The organism is Corynebacterium sp. AOP36-E1-14 (genome assembly GCF_052377495.1).
Lineage (GTDB): Bacteria > Actinomycetota > Actinomycetes > Mycobacteriales > Mycobacteriaceae > Corynebacterium.
On the sequence record NZ_JBQSWV010000002.1, the window covers coordinates 126,153 to 146,609 of the forward strand.

At 67.9% G+C, this 20,457-nt stretch carries 18 protein-coding genes; 10 read left to right on the forward strand and 8 right to left on the reverse strand.

Annotation, left to right across the window (positions count from 1 at the left end):
• Positions 1-2: 2 nt before the first annotated feature.
• The 6 genes from ACT3TD_RS01790 to ACT3TD_RS01815 all read left to right on the forward strand — a co-directional run bounded on the left by ACT3TD_RS01790 (position 3) and on the right by ACT3TD_RS01815 (position 9,253).
• Positions 3-2,435 (forward strand): hypothetical protein, encoded by a 2,433-nt coding sequence (locus tag ACT3TD_RS01790; RefSeq protein ID WP_444637939.1) that lies wholly within the window; start codon positions 3-5, stop codon positions 2,433-2,435.
• Positions 2,428-5,853, forward strand: coding sequence for a murein biosynthesis integral membrane protein MurJ (locus tag ACT3TD_RS01795; RefSeq protein WP_301442274.1), 3,426 nt, complete (start codon positions 2,428-2,430; stop codon positions 5,851-5,853). Before ACT3TD_RS01790 ends, ACT3TD_RS01795 begins: the two co-directional genes overlap by 8 nt.
• Positions 5,854-5,980: 127 nt before the next feature.
• Entirely contained in the window at positions 5,981-6,610 is a 630-nt protein-coding gene (locus ACT3TD_RS01800) for an RNA polymerase sigma factor (protein WP_301442273.1), read from the forward strand.
• Positions 6,607-7,542, forward strand: a complete 936-nt coding sequence (gene trxB, locus ACT3TD_RS01805; protein WP_301442272.1) for a thioredoxin-disulfide reductase — start codon at positions 6,607-6,609, stop codon at positions 7,540-7,542. Before ACT3TD_RS01800 ends, trxB begins: the two co-directional genes overlap by 4 nt.
• Positions 7,543-7,687: 145 nt before the next feature.
• A complete protein-coding gene (locus tag ACT3TD_RS01810) occupies positions 7,688-8,017 on the forward strand; it encodes a thioredoxin family protein (RefSeq protein WP_301442271.1) in 330 nt (109 codons plus the stop codon).
• Between the two features lie 66 nt (positions 8,018-8,083).
• The gene (locus tag ACT3TD_RS01815) at positions 8,084-9,253 is read left to right on the forward strand and encodes an N-acetylmuramoyl-L-alanine amidase (RefSeq protein WP_301442284.1); all 1,170 of its coding nucleotides are present in this window, start codon (positions 8,084-8,086) and stop codon (positions 9,251-9,253) included.
• Between the two features lie 16 nt (positions 9,254-9,269).
• On the opposite strand, the gene ACT3TD_RS01820 is transcribed toward ACT3TD_RS01815, so the two are convergent.
• From ACT3TD_RS01820 to rpmH, 8 genes are all read right to left on the reverse strand, one after another.
• Positions 9,270-9,977, reverse strand: coding sequence for a hypothetical protein (locus tag ACT3TD_RS01820; RefSeq protein ID WP_441578830.1), 708 nt, complete (start codon positions 9,975-9,977; stop codon positions 9,270-9,272).
• A 98-nt stretch (positions 9,978-10,075) separates the two neighbouring features.
• Positions 10,076-11,134: a ParB/RepB/Spo0J family partition protein gene (locus tag ACT3TD_RS01825; protein ID WP_441578829.1), complete on the reverse strand. Its 1,059-nt coding sequence runs from the start codon at positions 11,132-11,134 to the stop codon at positions 10,076-10,078.
• Entirely contained in the window at positions 11,134-12,075 is a 942-nt protein-coding gene (locus tag ACT3TD_RS01830) for a ParA family protein (protein WP_301442200.1), read from the reverse strand. The genes ACT3TD_RS01825 and ACT3TD_RS01830 overlap by 1 nt, the downstream gene beginning before the upstream one ends.
• 155 nt (positions 12,076-12,230) lie before the next feature.
• Positions 12,231-12,899 carry a 16S rRNA (guanine(527)-N(7))-methyltransferase RsmG gene (gene rsmG, locus ACT3TD_RS01835; RefSeq protein ID WP_301442199.1) on the reverse strand — a complete coding sequence of 223 codons (669 nt, stop codon included), beginning with the start codon at positions 12,897-12,899 and terminating at the stop codon, positions 12,231-12,233.
• A 79-nt stretch (positions 12,900-12,978) separates the two neighbouring features.
• On the reverse strand, positions 12,979-13,956 hold the full coding sequence (yidC, locus tag ACT3TD_RS01840; protein ID WP_301442198.1) for a membrane protein insertase YidC: 978 nt from the start codon (positions 13,954-13,956) through the stop codon (positions 12,979-12,981).
• Between the two features lie 33 nt (positions 13,957-13,989).
• A complete protein-coding gene (gene yidD, locus ACT3TD_RS01845; RefSeq protein WP_301442197.1) occupies positions 13,990-14,283 on the reverse strand; it encodes a membrane protein insertion efficiency factor YidD in 294 nt (97 codons plus the stop codon).
• On the reverse strand, positions 14,249-14,599 hold the full coding sequence (gene rnpA, locus ACT3TD_RS01850) for a ribonuclease P protein component (protein WP_301442196.1): 351 nt from the start codon (positions 14,597-14,599) through the stop codon (positions 14,249-14,251). Before rnpA ends, yidD begins: the two co-directional genes overlap by 35 nt.
• 26 nt (positions 14,600-14,625) lie before the next feature.
• Positions 14,626-14,769, reverse strand: coding sequence for a 50S ribosomal protein L34 (gene rpmH / locus ACT3TD_RS01855; protein WP_075811958.1), 144 nt, complete (start codon positions 14,767-14,769; stop codon positions 14,626-14,628).
• 672 nt (positions 14,770-15,441) lie between these two features.
• Between rpmH and dnaA the strand changes: the two genes are divergently transcribed.
• The 4 genes from dnaA to ACT3TD_RS01875 all read left to right on the forward strand — a co-directional run bounded on the left by dnaA (position 15,442) and on the right by ACT3TD_RS01875 (position 20,428).
• Entirely contained in the window at positions 15,442-16,947 is a 1,506-nt protein-coding gene (dnaA, locus tag ACT3TD_RS01860; RefSeq protein WP_441578828.1) for a chromosomal replication initiator protein DnaA, read from the forward strand.
• Between the two features lie 635 nt (positions 16,948-17,582).
• Positions 17,583-18,752 carry a DNA polymerase III subunit beta gene (gene dnaN, locus ACT3TD_RS01865; RefSeq protein ID WP_301442194.1) on the forward strand — a complete coding sequence of 390 codons (1,170 nt, stop codon included), beginning with the start codon at positions 17,583-17,585 and terminating at the stop codon, positions 18,750-18,752.
• 4 nt (positions 18,753-18,756) lie between these two features.
• Entirely contained in the window at positions 18,757-19,905 is a 1,149-nt protein-coding gene (recF, locus tag ACT3TD_RS01870; protein ID WP_301442193.1) for a DNA replication/repair protein RecF, read from the forward strand.
• Between the two features lie 52 nt (positions 19,906-19,957).
• On the forward strand, positions 19,958-20,428 hold the full coding sequence (locus tag ACT3TD_RS01875; RefSeq protein ID WP_301442201.1) for a DciA family protein: 471 nt from the start codon (positions 19,958-19,960) through the stop codon (positions 20,426-20,428).
• The last annotated feature ends 29 nt before the right edge of the window (positions 20,429-20,457 follow it).

Below are 20,457 nucleotides of genomic sequence, written 5' to 3' on the forward strand. Positions count from 1 at the left end.
CTGTGGCGGCGGTGGGTCTCGCCGCCGCGCCGCTGGCGGCTGGGCAGGACGCACCGGACGCACAGGGGACCCAGCCCGCCGCGTGGTCGAACCCGGAGGCGCGCTCGGCGGACCCGGACAGCGGTGTCGAGCTGGAGATCCTGGGCCAGCAGCCGGCCACGGTGACCGGCGACGGCGCCCTCGACCTGCGCATCCGGGTGACGAACAACTCGGACCAGGACGTCTCGGGCCTGCAGCTGCGCACCCAGCACCAGAATGCGGTGGACGCCCCGGAGGGCGTCGCCACCTCACTGATCGCGAACCAGGGCGAGTACCCGTGGGTCGGCCCGTTCCAGCAGTTGGACGGCCGGCTCGCCCCGGGCGAGGACCGGCAGTTCCGGCTGACGGTGCCGGTCGACGGCCGGGCGGGCAGTCTCAGCGGCCTGGGTCTGGACGCTCCCGGCGTGTACCCGCTGCTGCTGAACCTGAACGCGGACCTGGGGGACGCCGGGACCTCCTTCGTGGCGGCGACGCGCACCACGGTCACGGTGAGCGGCGAGAGCGAGAACGCCGACAACAACGAGGACAACGAGGACAACGAGGACAACGAGGACAACGAGGACAACGAGGACAACGAGGACAACGAGGACAACGAGGTCAACGAGGTCAACGACACTGCCGAGCGTCCGTCCGGGCTGACGGTGCTGTGGCCCCTGTCGTCGGCGGCGACGGTGTCCGCCGGGCAGGTCGGCGACGCCCCGGAGCCCAATGAGCTCTACCTGCCGGACGAGTCCCTGGCGGAGGAGCTGCAGCCGGAGGGCCGGCTGAGCGCCCTGGTGTCGTCCTACCGCACGGCGGCGGGGGATTCCGACGACCTGCGGCAGGCGACGTGCATCGCCATCGACCCGGACCTGCTGGAGACGGTGTCGCGGATGAGCCAGGGCTACCGGGTCGGCGAGGCGCCGAGTCCGGTGGAGGAGCCGGTGCGGCTGCGCGACCGGTGGACGCAGAACGACAGCAGCGACCGCTCGGTCGAGGGCACCGGTGCCGACGACGCGGCGTCGTGGTTGGCCGACCTGCGCGAGGTCGTCGACGGCCAGTGCACCGTCCCGCTGCCCTTCGCCGGGGTGGACGTGGACGCGGTCACCGCCCTGGACGACCCGTGGGTCGAGGAGTTGGCGGCGCGCGGGGTGGAGACGATCGAGGACGTGCTGGACACCGACACCGCCGAGGGTGTCGTGGTCCCGGGTTCCGGCTACGTCGGCGAGGAGACGCTGCAGCGTCTCGGCGAGTCGGACCGGGAGACCCCGGCCACCGTCGTCGTCGCCGACGACACCGTGGACACAGACAACAGCGACACAGACACCAGCGACACAGACAACACTACGAGCACCGTGGCGACGCTGCCGGGCGGCACGCGCGCGCTGCGTTTCCCCGCGGCCCTGGGTGCCGCGCTCGCGGCGACGGGCGAGGCGCCGACGACCGCGGCCTACGGGGCGACGTCCTCGCGGCGTCCCCTCGCCGAGGACAGTCCCGCCGAGCGCATGGCCGCCGCCGTCGGCGTCCTGGACCTGGAGCTGAGCGCCGGTGACGGCAATGTGCTCGCGGTGCCGCCGGCGGAGTGGTCCGTCGACGGCGAGGACGCGCAGACCTGGCTCGAGGCCGTCACGGGACGCCTGGAGGACGGTTCGGCGCGCGCGGTCTCCTTCGGTGCCGCGCTCGGCGGTGTGGCGTCCGAGGGGACGCTGCGCGGACCGGTCGCCGACCCCGTCCCGGTGTCCGACGGCGAGGTCGCGGCGGGGCAGGGGCTCGTGGAGGAGCTGCACAACTTCACCAGCATCATGGTCGACAACGACAACGTGGCGCTGACCCCGGAGATCTTCACCCGGCCGATGTTCGACGACGTGCTGCGGTCGTTCACGGACAACCGTCGTCGCGTCGCCGTGGAGGCCGACCGGGCGCGGGACGCCTCGGAGCAGCGTCGTGGGCGCGTCCGGGGCCTGTCGGACGAGTTGCGTGCCTCGGTGTCGTTGCTGCCGCCGGGCAGCGTCTTCACCCGCACCAGCGACTCCTCGCCGCTGATCGTGGTGGCGCGCAACGGTCTGCCGTTGCCCGTGCGCGTGAGCGTGGACTACGAGTCGCAGGACGGGGTCACCCTCAACACGCCCGGGATGCAACTGATTCCCGCACAGGGCAGTGTGACGCTCCAGATGACGACCACCTTCCCCGAGGAGGTGACCGGCACGGACCTCACCATGTTCCTGGAAACCCCGGACAACCAGCAGATATCCGAGCCGGTGACGATCAGAATCTCCTCCGGCCCGGGCTCCGGGGCGCTCGCCGTGACCGTGGGTGTGGCGGTCGTGTTCGGCCTGTTCGCGGTCATCCGGACGGTCAAACGACGCCGACAGTTAGCGAACGGCCGGGGGAGTGCACGAAGATGGAGCGGTGACTGATTCTCGAGAAGACTCCGGCGACGCCGCCCATAGCGGCGAACGGGGGCGGTTCCGCGCCGCAACCCCGCCGGCGAAGGCACCGTCCGCCCGTCCCTCACGCGCCCAGGACGGTGGCGACGCCGTCGGCACCGACTCCGGGACCGACCACTCGAAGCTGAACCTCTCGCCCGCCGAGCGGGCGGCGACGGACCCCCGGCAGAAGAAGGCGTCCGGGGCGTCCGGCACGTCCGGCGTCAGGACCACCACCACGGACGGCGGCGGCAACGGCAGCGACGATGGCAACGAGGGCTCCGGTGCGACGAACGCCTCCGACGCCGACGTGGTGCGTGCCACCGGGTCGATGGCCTTCGCCACCCTGCTGAGCCGCATCACCGGCTTCCTGCGCACCGTGATGATCGGCTCCGCCCTGGGCGGCACGGTCGCCAGTGCGTTCAACACGGCGAACACGCTGCCGAACCTCATCACCGAGCTGGTACTCGGCGCGGTGCTCACCAGTCTGGTGGTGCCGCTGCTGGTGCGCGCCGAGAAGGAGGACTCCGACCGCGGCGCGGCCTTCATCAGACGGCTGCTGACCATCACCTTCACCCTGATGATGACGGTCACGGTCGTCGCGGTCTTCGCCGCGCCGCTGCTGACCCGGATCTCGCTGGCCGCCGACGGCAAGGTCAACATCGGCATGTCCACGGCCTTCGCCTACCTGGTGCTGCCGCAGATCGTGTTCTACGCGATGTTCGCCGTGATGATGGCGGTGCTGAACACGAAGGGCGTCTTCAAGCCGGGTGCGTGGGCGCCGGTGGTCAACAACCTGGTGACCCTCGCTGTGCTCGGCATCTACTTCACGCTGCCGCAGGACACGAAACTCAGTCCGAACGACACCGTCACGATCACCGACCCGCACATCATGCTGCTGGGTCTGGGCACCACGCTGGGTGTGGTGGTCCAGGCACTGATCATGGTGCCCTACCTGCGTAAGGCCGGGGTGGACATCCGCCCGCTGTGGGGCCTGGACGACCGGCTGAAGCAGTTCGGCGGCATGGCGCTGGCGATCGTGGTGTACGTGCTGATCTCCCAGATCGGCTGGATCCTGAACAACCGCATCGCCTCCGGGTCCGGCCCGGGCCCGACGATCTACATGCAGGCCTGGCAGCTGCTGCAGGTGCCCTACGGCGTGATCGGCGTGACCCTGCTGACGGCGATCATGCCGCGCCTGTCGCGCAACGCCGCCGACGGCGACGACAAGGCCGTGGTCAAGGACCTGACGATGGCCACCCGGCTGACGATGCTGGCGTTGATCCCGGTCATCGCCTTCTTCACCGCCTTCGGCACGCTCATCGCACCGGCCCTGTTCGCCTTCGGCCAGTTCGACATGGGCAACGCGAACGTCCTGGGCTGGACGATCAGCTTCTCGGCGTTCACGCTGATCCCCTACGCGATCGTGCTGCTGCACCTGCGCGTGTTCTACGCGCGTGAGGAGGTCTGGACGCCGACGTTCATCATCGGCGGCATCACGGTCACGAAGGTCGCGCTGGCGTACCTGGCGCCGCACATCGCCAGCGAGCCGCGCCTCGTGGTGGTGCTGCTGGGTGCGGCGAACGGCATGGGTTTCGTGGCCGGTGCGATCATCGGTCACCGTCTGCTGCGCCGCTCGCTGGGGCACCTGGGCATGCGCAGCGTGCTGAAGACCTCGCTCTGGACGGCCGGGGCCTCCGCGGTCGCGGCGTTGATCGTGTGGCGTCTGGACGTGCTGCTCGACCGCTTCCTCATCCCCGACGGCTTCCGCTTCGGCTACCTCGTGCGCCTCATGATCATCGGCGTGGTCTTCCTGGCCATCGTGATGCTGATCATGTCGCGGTCCAAGCTCCCCGAGGTGATGACGGTCGGCGCGTCCTTCGCGCGCCTCCCCGTCGTCGGACGCTTCTTCTCCGGTGCCGTGCCCGAGGACGGGCAGGACGGCCAGTCGGCGCTCATCACCGAGATGCCGATCGCCGGCATGGGCGGCATCACCGGGCAGGACGTCGCGGGCCCCGCGATGCCGCCGCTGTCGGCGGGTCGGGTGCGCGGGCCGCGCCTGGTGCCCGGTGCGCCGATCCTGCAGGGGCGTTTCCGGCTGCTGTCGGACCACGGCGGCTCGCCCGCCGCGCGCCTGTGGCAGGCCCGTGACAACGAGTCCGGCGACCTGGTCGCCCTGACCATCCTCGACCCGCAGGTCGCCGGGGTCGGGTCGCGCGAACTGCTGGACCGCAGTGCGACGTTGGCGAAGGTCTCGTCCCCGGGTGTGGCCCGGGTGCGCGAGATCTGCGACGCCCGCACGCTGGTCGTCGTGGTCGCCGACTGGACCGAGGGCGCGCCGTTGACGCGCGTGGCGGAGTCCGGTCCGGACCCGTTGGCCGCCGGCTACGCCATGTCGGACCTGGCGGACGCTGCGGCGGACGTCGCCGAGCTCGGCGGCTCGTTGGGCATCGACCACCGCAACCGGCTGCGCATCAGTTCCGAAGGTCGCGCCGTGCTGGCGTTCCCGGGCGTGCTGCCGGGCGGTTCGGCCCGGCAGGACGTCCACGCCGTGGTCGTGTCCCTGGACATGCTGCTCGCGGCGGTGCCGTCCGACCGGATCCCGGCGGAGCTGCGCACGATCATGGACGACGCCCGCAGCGCCGACGGTGTCGACGCCCGGCAGCTCGCCGCGCGCCTGCGTGCGGCGACGACCTCGGAGTCCCCGGACTCCGACCTGGTGACCAGTGCCGACGTGGCGCCTGACCCGGAGCAGCGCGCCGGTTTCGGTGCCGCCCCGGAGAAGCCCGGGCGCACGGCCCTGGCCGTCGGCCTGACGATCGGCGGGCTGCTCCTCGCCGTCGCGCTGATCGTCGCGGCGGTGGCGTACTTCGGCGGCGACCGGCCCGACTCGCCGGTGACCACGGACTCGATCCGTGGCAGCCAGTCGAGCAGTGCGCAGGCCGCCCCGGAGCCCGAGGTCGTCGGCGTGACCGACGCCGCCGAGTGGGCCACCGCCGACGACGGCGACAACCTCGACAACCCGGAGGACGCACCGCTGGTCATCGACGGCGACGCGGGCACCACCTGGAGTTCCGCGCAGTACCTGGACCAGCTGGGCGACGGGCCGTCCTCCCTGAAGCAGGGCATCGGCCTGCTGCTGTCGCTGGACGGCGAGACGTCGGTGACCTCGGTGGATCTCGAGGGTGTGCCCGAGGGCACGCGGATCGAGCTGCGCACCGGCTCCGGCGACATCACCTCGATCGACCAGACCGAGGTGCTGGACGCCGAAACCGCCTCCGGTGACACCTTGACGCTCACCGGTGAGGACGCCCCGGCCGGCGACCGGGTGCTCCTGTGGATCACCGAGCTCCCGATGCCGGACGCCGCCTCCGTGGGCGAGGTCGTGGTGCACGGCGTGCGGGAGTAGGACGTCGCCCAGAGAGTTGTCCACAACCCTGCCGCCGGGGCGCGCGGCAGGCTAGGGTTGTGCACAGAGGCTTCCTCCGCGGGGACGGCAGGGGGCCAGGGGACACAATTCACCGGGGGACTTTTCCGTGACAACATCGACCGCGCCAGAAATCACGCCAGAAACCGCACCGTCGGACGCCGAGCTTCTGCGCCGGCACCTCGCCGGCTGCAGCACCTCCTTCACCGACCTGCTCGCCCGGCACTCCGGGCTGCTGGGCTGGGCACTGCACCAGGCGGGCGTGCCGCTCGAGGACCGTCCGGACGTCCTGCAGGACGGACTGCTGAAGGTGCACCGCACCGCCGGCTCGTTCCGAGGGAAGGACTCCGCGGCGTCCTGGCTGCACACCATCATGCGCAACACCGCGCTGACGCATTTGCGTGACAGCCGTCGGCGTACCGACGAGCTCGCCCGCTCCGTCGACCTGGGGGAGCGGTTGCGCACCCTCCCGGACAACCGCAACGTGGACGCCGCCCGCACGATCCACCGCATCCTGCTGGGCGAGGCGGTCAGTCAACTTCACCCGGGCCTGCGCGACGTGATCGTGCTCACCGACGTCCGTGACTGGTCGCTCAGCGAAACCGCCGCCCACCTGGGCATACCGACCGGGACGGTGAAGTCGCGGCGGGCGCGGGCCCACCGTCACCTGCGCGAGCGTCTCGCAGAGGCCGGGGTGGCACCTGCGGTGTCCGGGGCGTCGCTAGAATCGTCGGCATGAGTGATTCCACCCAGTCTGTCCACGACGTCGTCATCATCGGTTCCGGCCCCGCCGGCTACACCGCCGCCATCTACGCCGCCCGTGCCGAACTCAAACCCCTGGTGTTCGAGGGGATGGACTTCGGTGGACTGCTGATGCAGACCACCGAGGTCGAGAACTACCCCGGGTTCCCGCAGTCGATCATGGGCCCGGCGCTCATGGACGACATGCGCAACCAGGCCGAGCGCTTCGGTGCGGACCTGCGCATGGAGGACGTCGTAAGCGTGGAGCTGGACGGCGACCTGAAGAAGGTCGTCACCGACGAGGAGGAGTTCCTCGCCCGCACCGTGATCCTGGCGACCGGCGCCGAGCCGCGCTACCTCGGCGTCCCGGGCGAGGAGGCCCTGCTGGGCCACGGCGTGTCCGCCTGCGCCACCTGCGACGGCTTCTTCTTCAAGGAGAAGCAGATCGCCGTGATCGGCGGCGGCGACTCCGCCATGGAGGAGGCCGACTTCCTGACCAAGTTCGGTGACCGGGTGACCATCATCCACCGTCGCGACGAGTTCCGCGCCTCGGCGATCATGGAGGAGCGTGCCCGCAACAACCCGAAGATCGACATGATCATGAACTCCCGCGTCGTCGAGGTCCTCGGTGAGGGCAGCGTGCAGGCGCTGAAGCTCGAGGACACCGTCACCGGGGACACCCGTGAGGTGCCGATGGACGCGATGTTCGTGGCCATCGGCCACGACCCGCGCACCGCCGTCTTCGACGGCCAGGTCGCCTTGCAGGACAACGGTTACGTGCAGGTCGACGAGCCGTCCACCCGCACCTCCCTGCCCGGCGTCTTCGCCGCCGGTGACCTGGTGGACTCCCATTATCAGCAGGCCATCACCGCCGCCGGTTCGGGTTGCCGCGCCGCGCTGGACGCTGAAGGTTATCTGGCCGCGCTCTGAGGCGCGCACCGGTTTGCGCCTTATCCGGAACGTGACCGTTCCGTGACCGCTCCGTGACTGTTCAGCGCATGTTTCCGCGCTGCTACTCCCGCGGGTATTGTGGTGTGGACACTCTAGCTCCCACCACCCCCAGGAGATTGCGACCATGGCTGACCCCGTGACCGTCACCCAGGACACGTTCCGCAGTACCGTCATCGAGTCGGACGTCCCCGTCCTCGTGGACTTCTGGGCGGGCTGGTGCCAGCCGTGCATCCAGATGGAACCTGCGCTGAACAACATCGCCGACAAGTACGGCGACTCGGTGACCGTGGCGAAGGTGAACGTGGAGGAGGAACGCGGCCTGGCGGCCATGTTCCAGGTGATGTCGATCCCCGCCCTGTTCATCTACCACGAAGGCCGCAAGGTCGTGGAGCTCCACGGCCGCCAGTCCGAGGCCGACCTCTCCGAGGCTCTCGACGCGCTCGTCTCGGCGTGACCTCCATCAACCACAACCGACCTGAGCCGGCAACGAGAGGATGACGTGCACCGTAGTTCACTGAAGATGGGCGACCGGAGCCCACGTGTGGCCGAGGTCCGCGGAACGCTCGCCCGGCTCGGTTTCATCGACGGATTCACCGGGGACACCTCCGGGGACGCCGGACAGCGGTGGACCGCCGAGGACGAGGTCTTCGACGCACACATGGACATCGCCCTGCGTGCGTTCCAGCAGGGGCGCGGCATCATCGCCGACGGACACATCACCGACGGCACCCTGCGGGCGCTGAGGGAGGCCTCCTACACGCTCGGGGCCCGTGTGCTGTCCCTGCAGCCCCCGGGGCATTTCTTCGTCGGTGACGACGTAGCCGAGCTCCAGGGGCAGCTGCACGACCTCGGTTTCTACACCGACCGTGTGGACGGGCAGTTCGGGCCGCACACCCACGACGCGGTCCGCAAGTACCAGCTCAACTACGGGCTCACCAACGACGGTGTCTGCGGCCCCGTCACCCTGCGCGCGCTGAGCTACCTGGGCCGGCGCATCACCGGCGGGTCTCCGCAGGCGCTGCGCGAGAAGGAGCAGATCCGCGCCGCCGGCCCGCAGCTGACCGGCAAACGCATCGTCATCGACCCGGGTCTGGGTGGGGACGTGTCAGGACGCACCGTGAGCGGTCCGTACGGCACCATCACGGAGGAGGAGATCCTCTGGGACCTGGCGACCCGTACCGAGGGCCGGATGATCGCCGCGGGCATGGAGACGATCCTCTCGCGTCCGCGCAGCGGTAACCCCTCGAGCCTGGATCGCGCCTCCCTGGCCAACGCCTTCGGCGCGGACCTCGTGATCTCGTTGCGTGCGGACGTGTACCCGAATGCGCTGGCCAACGGTGCCGCCTCGTTCTACTTCGGTTCGGAGGCCGGCTCGTCGTCGGTGACGGGGGAGAAGCTCTCCGGCTTCATCCAGCGTGAGGTCACCGCGCGCACCCCGCTGACGAACTGCCGGGCCCACCGACGGACCTGGGACCTCTTGCGCATGACGAAGATGCCGGCGGTGCAGTTCGTGGCCGGCTACCTCACCAACGACGGCGACGTCGCGGTGCTGACCGACCCGGACAACCGGGACACCATCGCCGAGGCCCTCGTGGTGGCGGTGAAGCGGCTCTACCTGTTGGACGCGGACACCGCTCCGACCGGCACCTTCCGGTTCTCCGACGTCCTGGAGGCCGAGAAACTGGCCTGAATCACAGCGATGTGATTCAGGCCTTCTGACCGCCGAGCACCGTGCTCAGCGGTCCTCTGTCGTTCATGAGCTCATGCGCGTCGGTCGCGTAGTTGCTGAACAGGGACGATCCCTCCGCGAGCTTCTTACGGTACCGGGGGAAGCGGGGGTGCTTGCCCACGATGGTGAACCCCTGCTGTTCGAGGATGTCCGCGGAAAGCACCGGCGCAGCCTCGAGGTCGGCGTCCGGACCGTCGGGGCGGTCCTCCCACCCGTGGTAGCCCTCCGGGAAGTAACCGGACGGAGCCCCGTCCTCGTCATTGCGCCCGTAGGCCTCGACAGCAGCCACGCCGCGGCGCTCCGCCTCGGTAAGGATCGTGTCGATGAGACTGTGCTCCAGGTAGAGGCCCATGTAGGGCGGCTCCACGAAGACGGTGGAGATCTGGATGGCGTCCCCGGAGACCGGCCCCGAGGGCATCGCCGCGGAGCCCGGGAAGTTCGGTGGGGGAGCGAAGAACGCCGTCGCGGCCGGCCGCTCGCCACTGCCCTCGTCCCCGGTCCCGACGAATGCGGTGTAGCCGCAGGTACCCCAGCGGTAGAGGACGGACTGTATCCACATCTGCTTGTCGAATGCCGAATCGGGGCTCGTCACCGTCGGTGAGAGCTCCCAGAACATATCCCCACCTGCAGAAGGCGCCACCACGTCACCGCTGTCGTGACGCAGAGCGCTGTACCTGATCTCCACCGATGTCCTCCTTCGTCGATGGCGATTCTACCGCGCGGACGCCTGGGTCGCCGGGCTACGGCGTAACCCGGCGAGGTTTCACGTGAAACCTTTCGCTGTCAGCTCTCCTTCGGGAGCTTCAGCAGTTCCGTGATGCGGGAGAAGTCCTCCTCGTCGCCGAACTCGACGACGATCTTTCCCTTCTTCGCACCCATCTGCACGGTGACCCGTGTGTCCAGCGCGTCTGCAGCGGAGGAGGCCCACTGCGTGACCGCCTGAGGCTGCTCCCGCGGCGCGCGGGCGGTTTTCGGGGCCACCTCGTCCCCACGGTTCAGCAGGACGACGGCTTCCTCGGTGGCACGCACGCTGAGCCCCTCGGCGATGATGCGCTCGGCGAGGCGGTCCTGGGCCTCGTGACCTGCCTTGACGCCGAGGAGCGCCCGGGCGTGGCCCGCGCTCAGCACGCCGGCGGCAACCTTTCGCTGGGCACCGACCGGGAGCTGCAGGAGGCGGATCATGTTCGTGATGAGCGGACGGGAGCGCCCCAGCCGCCGGGCGAGCTCCGCCTGGGTCACATCGAACTCCTCCAGCAGCTGCTGGTAGGCGTTCGCCTCCTCCAAGGGATTCAGCTGCACCCGGTGGATATTCTCCAGCAGGGCATCGCGGAGCATGTCCTGGTCGTCGGTCTCCCGGACGATGGCGGGGATGACCTCAAGACCGGCGAGCTTGGACGCACGCAGACGACGCTCGCCCATGATCAACTCATAGGAGGACTTCCCGAGCGGACGGACGACGACCGGCTGGAGGAGGCCGAACTCCTTGATCGAGTGAACGAGTTCGTTGAGGGGCTCCTCCTCGAAGTTCTCTCGCGGGTTCTTCTGGTTCCGCGTGATCGAGTTGAGGGGCAGTTCCTGATAGGTCGCGCCGACGCTCTCGACACTTTCCTGGGGGGTCTCTGCGCCCTTACTCGACCCTTCGGCCTTTACGTCACTGTGACGCTGGTCCGCGGGACCGTTCGGACGCTGTCTGGCTGGACCGAGGATCACGTCCGCCGCACCGGCACCGAGGCGCGGCTTCGACGGACTGGTGGGGATGAGGGCGGCGAGACCACGGCCGAGGCCACCTCGTTGGGTCTCGGTCTGGGGGAGCTGGGGGAGGGTCGGCTTCTTCTCTGACATCAGTTGTTGCTTCCTGTCCGGAATTCAGGTGCCACACCGATCGGGGCGGTCTCGGGGAGGGGGAGGTAATCGCCACGTTTCGCGAACTCCACGGCGCCATCGAAGTAGGCCAATGCCCCACGGGAGCCCGGATCGTACTGGAGGACGGTCTTGCCGTAGCCCGGAGCCTCGGAGACCTTCACGCTGCGGGGAATCTGGTTGTCCAAGACAGCGCTGCCGAAGTGGTTGCGCACCTCTCCGGCAACCTGCTCCGAGAGCTTCGTGCGTGCGTCGTACATGGTGAGCAGGACGGCGGACACGTGGATCTCCGGGTTCAGGTGCTCCCTGATCATGGAGATGTTGTTGAGCAGCTGCCCGACACCTTCCAGGGCGTAGTACTCGCACTGGATGGGGATCAGGACCTCGGACACCGTGTTCATCGCATTGATGGTCAGCAGGCCGAGCGACGGCGGACAGTCGATGAAGACGTAGTCGTATCCCTGGCTCGCCAGGTAGTCGGAGCTGAGCGCGTCGCTGAGACGGTATTCCCGTCGAACCATGGAGACCAGTTCAATCTCCGCGCCGGCGAGGTCGATCGTGGCCGGGATGCAGAAGAGGTTCTCGTTCTCCGAATTCTGCTGGGTCACTTCGGAAGCCGACTTCTCGCCGATGAGCAATTCATAGCTGGAGGGTGTGCCCATCCGGTGCTCCGCCCCGCAGGCCGTGGACGAGTTCCCCTGGGGGTCGAGGTCGACCACGAGAACCTTCATCCCGTGCAGCGCCAGAGCCCATGCAAGGTTCACTGCCGAGGTGGTTTTGCCGACGCCGCCCTTCTGGTTCGCGATCGTGATCCGCCGCGTCCGAGGCGGGCGGGGGAGGGACAGTCGCTCCGGGTTCTGGATTCGCGCAGCGCGACGTGCCGCGTCGGCGATAGGGGTGTCATCCCATTCGGGAGGAATCATGTACTTCCTTTGCATGACGGAGTGGGCGGTGCGGCGGAGCGGGTTTCACGTGAAACACTGTGCGGATCACCCTGCACAGTCAGTTTAGTCTCCCCGGGTCCGTGTAACAACGGAGGTTTCACGTGAAACCCCGGGGTGAATCACATCGTTGTGATTCAGCGTAGGCGTTCGACGGCCACCACGAAAGTGGGGTTCCCCAGAGCCTCGGAACCGACCTCCAGGACCTCTCCAGGCGATCCTCCAGCCCGTGTGAGGTCCTTGGCGTCCCGTACGAGCTCCTCGCCCGCAGAGGAGCCCTTCAGGGCCTTCACGTGACCTCCCACGCGCGCCAACGGCAGCGACCAGTTGATCAGTCGGCCGACCGGCGCCACCGCGCGGGAGGTGACGACATCGGCGCCACCGACGGCCTTGCGGATATCCTTCTCCTCAGCGCGTCCGCGGAAGACCTCGACGTTCTCCAGTCCGAGCGCGTCAACGACCTCGTTCAGGAAGGTCACCCGACGCAGAAGAGGTTCGACGAGCTGCACCCGCAGATCGGGCCGCGCGATCGCCAGGGGGATACCCGGCAGCCCCGCCCCGGAGCCGACGTCGACGACACGCTGACCGTTGTCGATGACCTCCGCGAGAACGGCACTGTTGAGGATGTGGCGGTCCCAGAGCCGTCCGACCTCACGCGGGCCGATGAGGCCGCGGACGACACCTGCATCGCCCAGCCAGCCGGCGTAGTCGACGGCGAGGCCGAGGCGGTCACCGAAGACCGCCTCCGCCTCCGGGGGAGGGGAGGGGACGTCACTGGACGGGAGTTTCTCATCTGACTGGCTCACACCCCCAGTGTAGCGAGCGCCCGGACATGAAAAAGACCCCGCACCCTCGAGGAGGGAGCGGGGCCGGGCGGGGCGGGAACTAGTTCCCGTCGCGCTTCTTCTGGTTCTTCGGCTTGGCGCCGGGCTTGGGGGCGGTGGAGCGCTTCGCCTCGATCTTGGCGGCCTTCTCCTCCTCCTCTTCGCGGTCCATCTTGTTGAACACGAGACGCTGCTGGACGTACATCCAGGTGGTGTTCGCGGCCATGTACACGGCGAGACCGACCTGCCAGAGGAAGCCACCGGCGAACATCATCACCGGCATGACCCAGAGCATGAGCTTCTGCATCATCATCATCTGGTTCTGCATCATGTCTTCCTGCGCAGTCGCGTTCTTCTTCTTCGGCTGCGCAGCCTGACGCTTCTTCTGCCGGTCCATCGACATGCGGGCGTTGAAGTGCATGAGCACCGAGGCGATGAGCATCAGCGGGAGCACCACGATGACGATGTTCCACTGGGCGAAGTCCACGTTTCCGTCATCGGAGAACGCACCGTAGGAGTCCTTCTCCATGGTGATGAACGCGGAGAGCGGGGTACCGAAGAGACGGGCGTCCAGGAAGGACTGGACCTCGTCCACACCGAAGAAGTAGTTCGGGGTGTTCCTCGTCTGCTCGATCGTCATGGCGTCGCCCTGGCCCATGCCGCTGCCGGTGCGGTTGAAGGACCGCAGCACGTGGAACAGACCGATGAAGATCGGGATCTGCACCAGCATCGGCAGGCAGCTCGCCAGCGGGTTGACGCCCATCTCCTTCTGGAGCTTGCGCATCTCCAGGGCCTGCGTCTGCTGGTCCTTGGCGTACTTCTTCCGGATCTCCTGCATCCGGGGCTGCATCTCCTGCATCTTGCGACTGGAGCGTAGCTGCTTGATCGTGGGTCGGACGAGGAGGCCGCGGATCGTGACGACCAGGAAGATGATCGCCAGGGCCCAGGACAGGCCGGAGTCGGGACTCAGTACAAAGCCGAAGACTTTGTGCCAGAACCACAACACCGCCGAGATGGGGTAGTAGATGAAGTCAAGCACTTGTGGTGCAATCTCCTTGTTGTAGGGGGACGGTCACCTGCGTGGCCGTGACCGGAGCGGGGGAACCGGATCCCAGCCGCCGGGGTGCCAGGGACCGCATTTGGCGAGGCGGGCAACGCTGAGCAAAAAACCCTTCACCACGCCATGACGAGAAAAGGCTATCAGCGAGTAGGCGCTGCACGACGGCTCAAAACGGCAGGACGGTCCCAGTTTAAGGGGTGAAACATGGTTCTGGTAACCCAGAACGAACCGGCGCAACGTCCGTGCCCGCCCACGGGACACGTCCCAGGCGTCAGTCGGTGAGGCGTCGGAGTGCTCGTCGCACATCAGAAGCCAACTCCGCGGACGTGGCGTCCCCCGAGGCGGGCAGCGCCCGGATCACCAGTGTGTGCCACGGCTCCAGGGGGACGTCCCCGAGCAGGTCGGCGGTGACGTGCCGGAGCCGGCGCGACACGGCGTGCCGCGTGACGGCGTTGCCGACGGCCTTGGAGACCACGAGGCCCATCCGGGGACCGCCGGTCACCACCTGGTCCGTCCGGGCATACAAATAAACCACCACCGTGCGGGATCCCTTCTTCCGACCTCGACGGACGGTCTCACCGAAGAGTGAGGTCGACCGGAGCCGGTGTTCCGGGGGAAGCACGGTGGTGGTTCGTGTGTCGCGACGCGTTACGCGGTGACGCTGTCACGGCCCTTACGACGACGGGCCGACACAATAGCGCGGCCGGCGCGGGTGCTCATGCGGGCACGGAAACCGTGCTTACGCGAACGACGACGGTTGTTGGGCTGGAAAGTACGCTTGCCCTTGGCCACGGTACTCACTCCTTCTTTGTTCAACGCCGCGGTCGGCCGGGTTCGGTCCGCTCCGCGAACCGGGCCCGGCCCATCCACCGCGACTGCGGTCTGGTGGGTCGGAAGACCGGACAGGATCATGTGATCCCGGGCCATCCATCCGTTCTATGACGGGGGTGAGTGCCAGAGACGCCGGAATCCGGGTTCAGTGACACTCGAAGACGGTGACGAGCCTACGTGCTCGGCCCGGTAAATCAAAATCCCGGTCCATCACAGGCGTGTCATTCAACCTCCGGCCCGGTGCAGGTCAAGCTCCCAAACAACGGACACGCACATCGAACGGCGCCGCGCAAGGTGCACAAGGTTGTCCACAGGAGAACTGCCAGGTCGCTGTGAATCCTTGCAGTTCACGGGGAGGGGCTGTGGACAACTTTATCCACCCCCGAACCCTCGACTGTAGATTTACCCCTGTTCCCGCAGGTCAACGCGATCTGTGTACACATGTTGGGGTTGTCCACAGCACTGCAGTAACCTGTTGACAACTAGCAGGACAGAGTTATCCACAGGTGTGTACAACGCTGTGGATACGCAGGCCACCGCCACTACGGTGTTGTGCACATGAACGTCAGATTCCTGCGTATGAACACGAAGCGAACTCCGAGACCCGACCCACCCGCCGAAAGGTGACCCGCCATGCCCGATGCTGTGGACTTCAAGGAGGTCTGGGGCTCACTCCTCGACAGGTGGATCAACGCCGACGAGGACTCCGCAGAATTCCCGCGTTTGAGCTCCCGGTCGCGTAGTCTGCTGCGCCAACTCAGCCCCGTGATCGTGGTCGACGGCATCGCCGTGCTGAAGACCCCGTCGAAGTGGGCGCGCACCGAGACCGAGAACAACCTCTCCGGTCTGATCTGCGACGTCCTGGAGGAGGAGCTCGGACACAGCGTCTCGTTGTCCCTCAGTGTCGACGAGTCCGTCACGGAGGCCGAGGCCACGCCCACGCCAGCACCGGCGCCGGCACCCGAGCCGTCCCCCGAGCCGTCCCCCGAGCGTCAGCGACAGCACTGGGAGGACCTCACCGGCGGCGGCTACCAGCAGCGACAGGTCCCCGCGCGCAAGGAGACGGTGCCGGAGGCACCGAAGAAGGCGCAGGACGACGCCACCGAGAACCGGCTGAACCCCCAGTACACCTTCGACACCTTCGTCACCGGGTCGTCCAACCAGTTCGCCAACGCCGCCTGCCGCGCGGTCGCCGAGAAACCCGCCTACGCCTACAACCCGCTGTTCATCTGGGGGGAGTCCGGCCTGGGGAAGACCCACCTGCTCCACGCCATCGGCCACTACGCCCGGGAACTGCGCCACGGGATGAAGGTGCGGTACATCTCCAGTGAGGAGATGACGAACGAGTTCGTCAACGCCCTGCGTGACGGCCGGGGTGAGCAGTTCAAGCGCCACTACCGCAACCTCGACATGCTGATCGTGGACGACATCCAGTTCCTCCAGGGCAAGGAGAGCACCCAGGAGGAGTTCTTCCACACCTTCAACGCTCTGCAGCAGAACCACCGGCAGATCGTGCTGTCCTCCGACCGCCCGCCGAAGCAGTTGACCACGCTGGAGGACCGCCTGCGCACCCGCTTCGAGGGCGGGCTGATCACCGACGTGCAGACCCCTGACCTGGAGACCCGCATGGCGATCCTCTCCAAGAAGGCGCAGATGGAGGGGACCTATCTGCCGGACGACGTCCTGGAGCTCATCGCCAGCCGGTACGAGACCTCCATCCGCGAGCTCGAGGGCGCGATGATCCGCGTCACCGCCTACTGCTCACTCAGCAAGGAGCCGGTGACCCGCCAGGCCGCCGAGATCGCGCTGCGCGACATCATGCCGGACCCCAAGGACGTGGAGATCACCCCACAGATCATCATCGAGGTGATCACCGGGTACTTCGACGTGACCGTCGACGAAATGGTGGGTAAAGGCAAGGTGCGCCGCCTGGTCACCGCGCGCCAGTTCGCCATGTACCTGTGCCGTGAGCTCACGGAGCTCTCGCTGCCCCAGATCGGCAAGGTCTTCGGTGGCCGTGACCACACCACGGCGATGTACGCGGAGCGCAAGATCCGTAAGTCCATCCAGGAGGACCGCAAGACCTTCCAGCAGATCCAGGAGCTCACCCAGCGCATCAAGTCCCGCGCGAGGCAGTAGTACACAGCTCCGTCGGCCCGTCACCAGCCGGGGACGGAAGTTGTGCACAGTTTCCACAGCCTTGTCCACAGCAGTGTAATTACAGTCTTGTAATTCAGTGACCTTGATCACATTCGTGGTCCCGCGGGCGTTTTCGGGAGTCCCTCCACCTGCGGTTACTTTCCGCGACCTGGGACTTACACTCTTATCATTTCGCAGGTCAGAGAGCCATCCTTGAAACGACGTCTCCGCAAATCCCCAGGTCGCTCCTGTGGATAACCGCCGCAGGGCGGGGGAGTGGCGGTGCGGCCAGTGTGGACAACTCACACCCACGGAAAGTTATCCACAACCACCCACAGTTATCCACAGATTCATCCACCGGCTGTGAACAACTTACAACAATGTCGCCCACGGCCCCGACCAGCGCTCGACCGCCCCGCCGGCCGTTCCTCCACAGTCTGCACAGCCCCTACTGCTTCTACCGGTTCCATCCATGGAGAATTCAAAGAAGAAATAACCGGTGTGCACAAACCTCACCGACCGGTCCGCCGGGACTCCGGCGGAGGAGGTGTGCACCGGTACCGTCCGACCTCGGTGTCGGCTAGGGTTACGACCTAGATTCACCAAGCTCCCGCATCAGCGAAAGGATCCCAGGCGTGGACCACCCGTCCGTCAGTTTCACCGTGTCCAAGGACGACTTCTCCTCGGCACTGGCCTGGGTCGCTCGCACCTTGCCGAGCAAGGCCTCACAGCCGATCCTCCGGGGCGTGCTCATCGAGGCCACCGACGACGGCCTCCAGCTCTCCGGCTTCGACCGTGAGGTCTCCACCAAGGTCCGCGTCTCGGCGGACGTCTCCGAGCCCGGCAAGGTCCTCGTCGCCGGACGTCTGGCGTCCAACATCATCGGCGCCCTCCCGGACAAGCCCGTCCGCCTGGACTACGACGGCACCAAGGTCCTGGTCAACTGCGGCAGCTCGCACTTCGAGCTCCCCGCCATGACCATCGACGACTACCCCGTCCTCCCTGACTTCCCGCAGGTCGCCGGATCCCTGGACCCGCACCTGTTCACCGAGGTCATCAGCCAGGTCGCCATCGCCTCCAGCCGGGACGACACCCTGCCCATGCTGACCGGTATTCGGATGGAGATCGACGGCGAGCACCTGGTCCTCGCCGCCACCGACCGCTTCCGCTTCGCCGTGCGCACCCTGGACTGGGTCCCGGCCCGGGCCGACATCTCCGCAGAGCTGCTCATCCCGGCACGCACCCTCGCCGAGACCGCACGTTCACTGGACTCCACCGGCGAGCCCGTCGAGATCGCCCTGGACCAGGAGGGTGGCCGCCTGCTGGGCATCTCCACCTCGGACCGCAAGACCACCACCCGGCTCATCGACTCCGACTTCCCGAAGTTCCGGTCGCTGTTCCCGAAGACCCACACCTCCCTGGCCAGCGTGGAGATCGCGCCGCTGCTGGACGCCATCCGCCGCGTCTCCCTGGTCACCGACGGCAACTCCCCGGTGAAGATGGACTTCGAGGAAGGCACCCTCACCCTGTCCGCCGGCGGCAGCGACCTGGGTGTCGCCAAGGAACAGCTGCCCTGCGCCTTCGCCGGCGAGCCCCTGGTCATTGCCTTCCACCCCGGGTACCTGAAGGACGGCCTCGGCTCGGTGCACACCGACCGGGTGGTCTTCGGCTTCAACCAGGCGTCCCGTTCCGCCGTGCTCGTCCCCGAGCCGGACGAGCTGCCGGAGGCCTCCGCCGACGGAACCTTCCCCACCCCGGAGAGCTCCTTCACCTACCTGCTGATGCCTGTCCGCCTGCCGGGCTGACCGGATGTACATCCGCTCGCTCCACCTGGGTGACTTCCGGTCGTGGCGCCAGCTCGACCTGGAGCTGACCCCCGGGGTCACCGTCTTCACCGGCCCCAACGGCAACGGCAAGACCAACATCGTCGAGGCCGTCGGCTACCTCGCCCACCAGGGCTCCCACCGCGTCAGCTCGGACGCCGCCCTCGTCCGCGAGGGGTGCGACTCCGCCCGTCTGTCGGCCACCGCGGTGAACCACGGACGCGAACTCACCGCCCACCTCGTCCTCAACGCCCGTGGGGCGAACCAGGCGGCGGTGAACCGGACGCAGGTCAAGAACCAGCGGGGCATCGCCGGCATCGTGCGGACCACGTTGTTCGCCCCCGAGGACCTCGCCCTGGTGCGAGGGGAACCCGAGCAGCGCCGCGCCTTCCTCGACCAGACCATGGTCGCGCGCTACCCGCGCCTCGCCGGCGTCCGCACGGACTACGACAAGGCGCTCAAGCAGCGCAACGCGCTGCTGCGCCACGGCGTCGACTCCGACACCCTGCCCACCCTCGACGTGTGGGACGCACGCCTGGCCGCCCTCGGCGGCCAGATCATGTCGGCCCGCGCGCAGCTCGTCCACGACCTGGAACCGCACGTGCGCGAGACCTACGCGCGTCTCGCACCCGGGTCGCGTCCTGCGCTCATCTCCTACGCCACCAGCGTCGACCTCGGTGAGCCGGGCAGTCCGCAACTGCTCGACCCGGACGTCGCGGAAGCCGTCCTGCTGGAGGGCTTCGCCCGACGACGCGACGCGGAGATCGAACGCGGCACCACACTGACCGGCCCGCACCGCGACGACCTCACCCTCGTGCTCGGCACGCAACCGGCGAAGGGCTTCGCCAGCCACGGCGAGTCCTGGTCCTTCGCGCTCACCCTGCGCCTCGCCGCGCACCGCATGCACCGCGCCGACGGGACGGAACCCGTCGTGATCCTCGACGACGTCTTCGCCGAACTCGACCGCCACCGCCGGGCCGCCCTCGTAGACCTCGCCGCCGAGGCCGAGCAGGTGCTCATCACCGCGGCGGTGGGGGACGACATCCCCGCCGACCTGCGCTCGGTCGCCGCGGTGCACACCGTCGTCGCCCACGACACCGACGACGGCCGGGTCTCGGAGCTCGACGGTGAGTGAGCAGGGTACCGGAGACGAGTCCGGGCCCGAGCGTGACCCCGTCGCCGAGCGCATGGAGATGCTGCGCGCCGCGGCAGGACGCCCCGGGCGTCCTGTCCGGCGCAAGGGGCGTCGTCCCCGCACGATGAAGACCCGCTACGACGGACGCCTCGACCGCAGTTACCGCGACCCTGGCGAGTTCAGCGAACTGGTGCAGCGCGAGATCAAGCGCAACGGCTGGGGACGCAACTTCGCCGCAGGGTCGTTGCGCAGCGCCTGGCCCGAGATCGTCGGTGAGAACATCGGCCGGCACACCCACGTGGTGATGTACAACGAGAAGAAGCGTCAGCTGCACGTGGAGAGCGACTCCACGGCCTGGGCCACGAACCTGCGGCTGATGCAGTCGACGATCCTGAAGACCATCGCGGCACGCATCGGGCCGGACGTCGTCGCGGAGCTCAAGATCTACGGGCCGAAGGCCCCGAGCTGGCGTCACGGGCCGCTGCACGTGAAGGGACGCGGCCCCCGGGACACCTACGGCTGAGCCCTTTCACCTGGTACAATGTGGGGGTT

What these genes read in the sequence shown, in the direction of transcription:
- ACT3TD_RS01875 (WP_301442201.1), top strand. Translation starts at nt 19,958, where the DNA reads ATGGAGATGCTGCGCGCCGCGGCAGGACGCCCCGGGCGTCCTGTCCGG.
- trxB (WP_301442272.1), top strand. Translation starts at nt 6,607, where the DNA reads ATGAGTGATTCCACCCAGTCTGTCCACGACGTCGTCATCATCGGTTCC.
- ACT3TD_RS01825 (WP_441578829.1), bottom strand. Translation starts at nt 11,134, where the DNA reads ATGTCAGAGAAGAAGCCGACCCTCCCCCAGCTCCCCCAGACCGAGACC.
- recF (WP_301442193.1), top strand. Translation starts at nt 18,757, where the DNA reads ATGTACATCCGCTCGCTCCACCTGGGTGACTTCCGGTCGTGGCGCCAG.
- yidD (WP_301442197.1), bottom strand. Translation starts at nt 14,283, where the DNA reads ATGTGCGACGAGCACTCCGACGCCTCACCGACTGACGCCTGGGACGTG.
- ACT3TD_RS01830 (WP_301442200.1), bottom strand. Translation starts at nt 12,075, where the DNA reads ATGATTCCTCCCGAATGGGATGACACCCCTATCGCCGACGCGGCACGT.
- ACT3TD_RS01810 (WP_301442271.1), top strand. Translation starts at nt 7,688, where the DNA reads ATGGCTGACCCCGTGACCGTCACCCAGGACACGTTCCGCAGTACCGTC.
- ACT3TD_RS01815 (WP_301442284.1), top strand. Translation starts at nt 8,084, where the DNA reads ATGGGCGACCGGAGCCCACGTGTGGCCGAGGTCCGCGGAACGCTCGCC.
- dnaA (WP_441578828.1), top strand. Translation starts at nt 15,442, where the DNA reads ATGCCCGATGCTGTGGACTTCAAGGAGGTCTGGGGCTCACTCCTCGAC.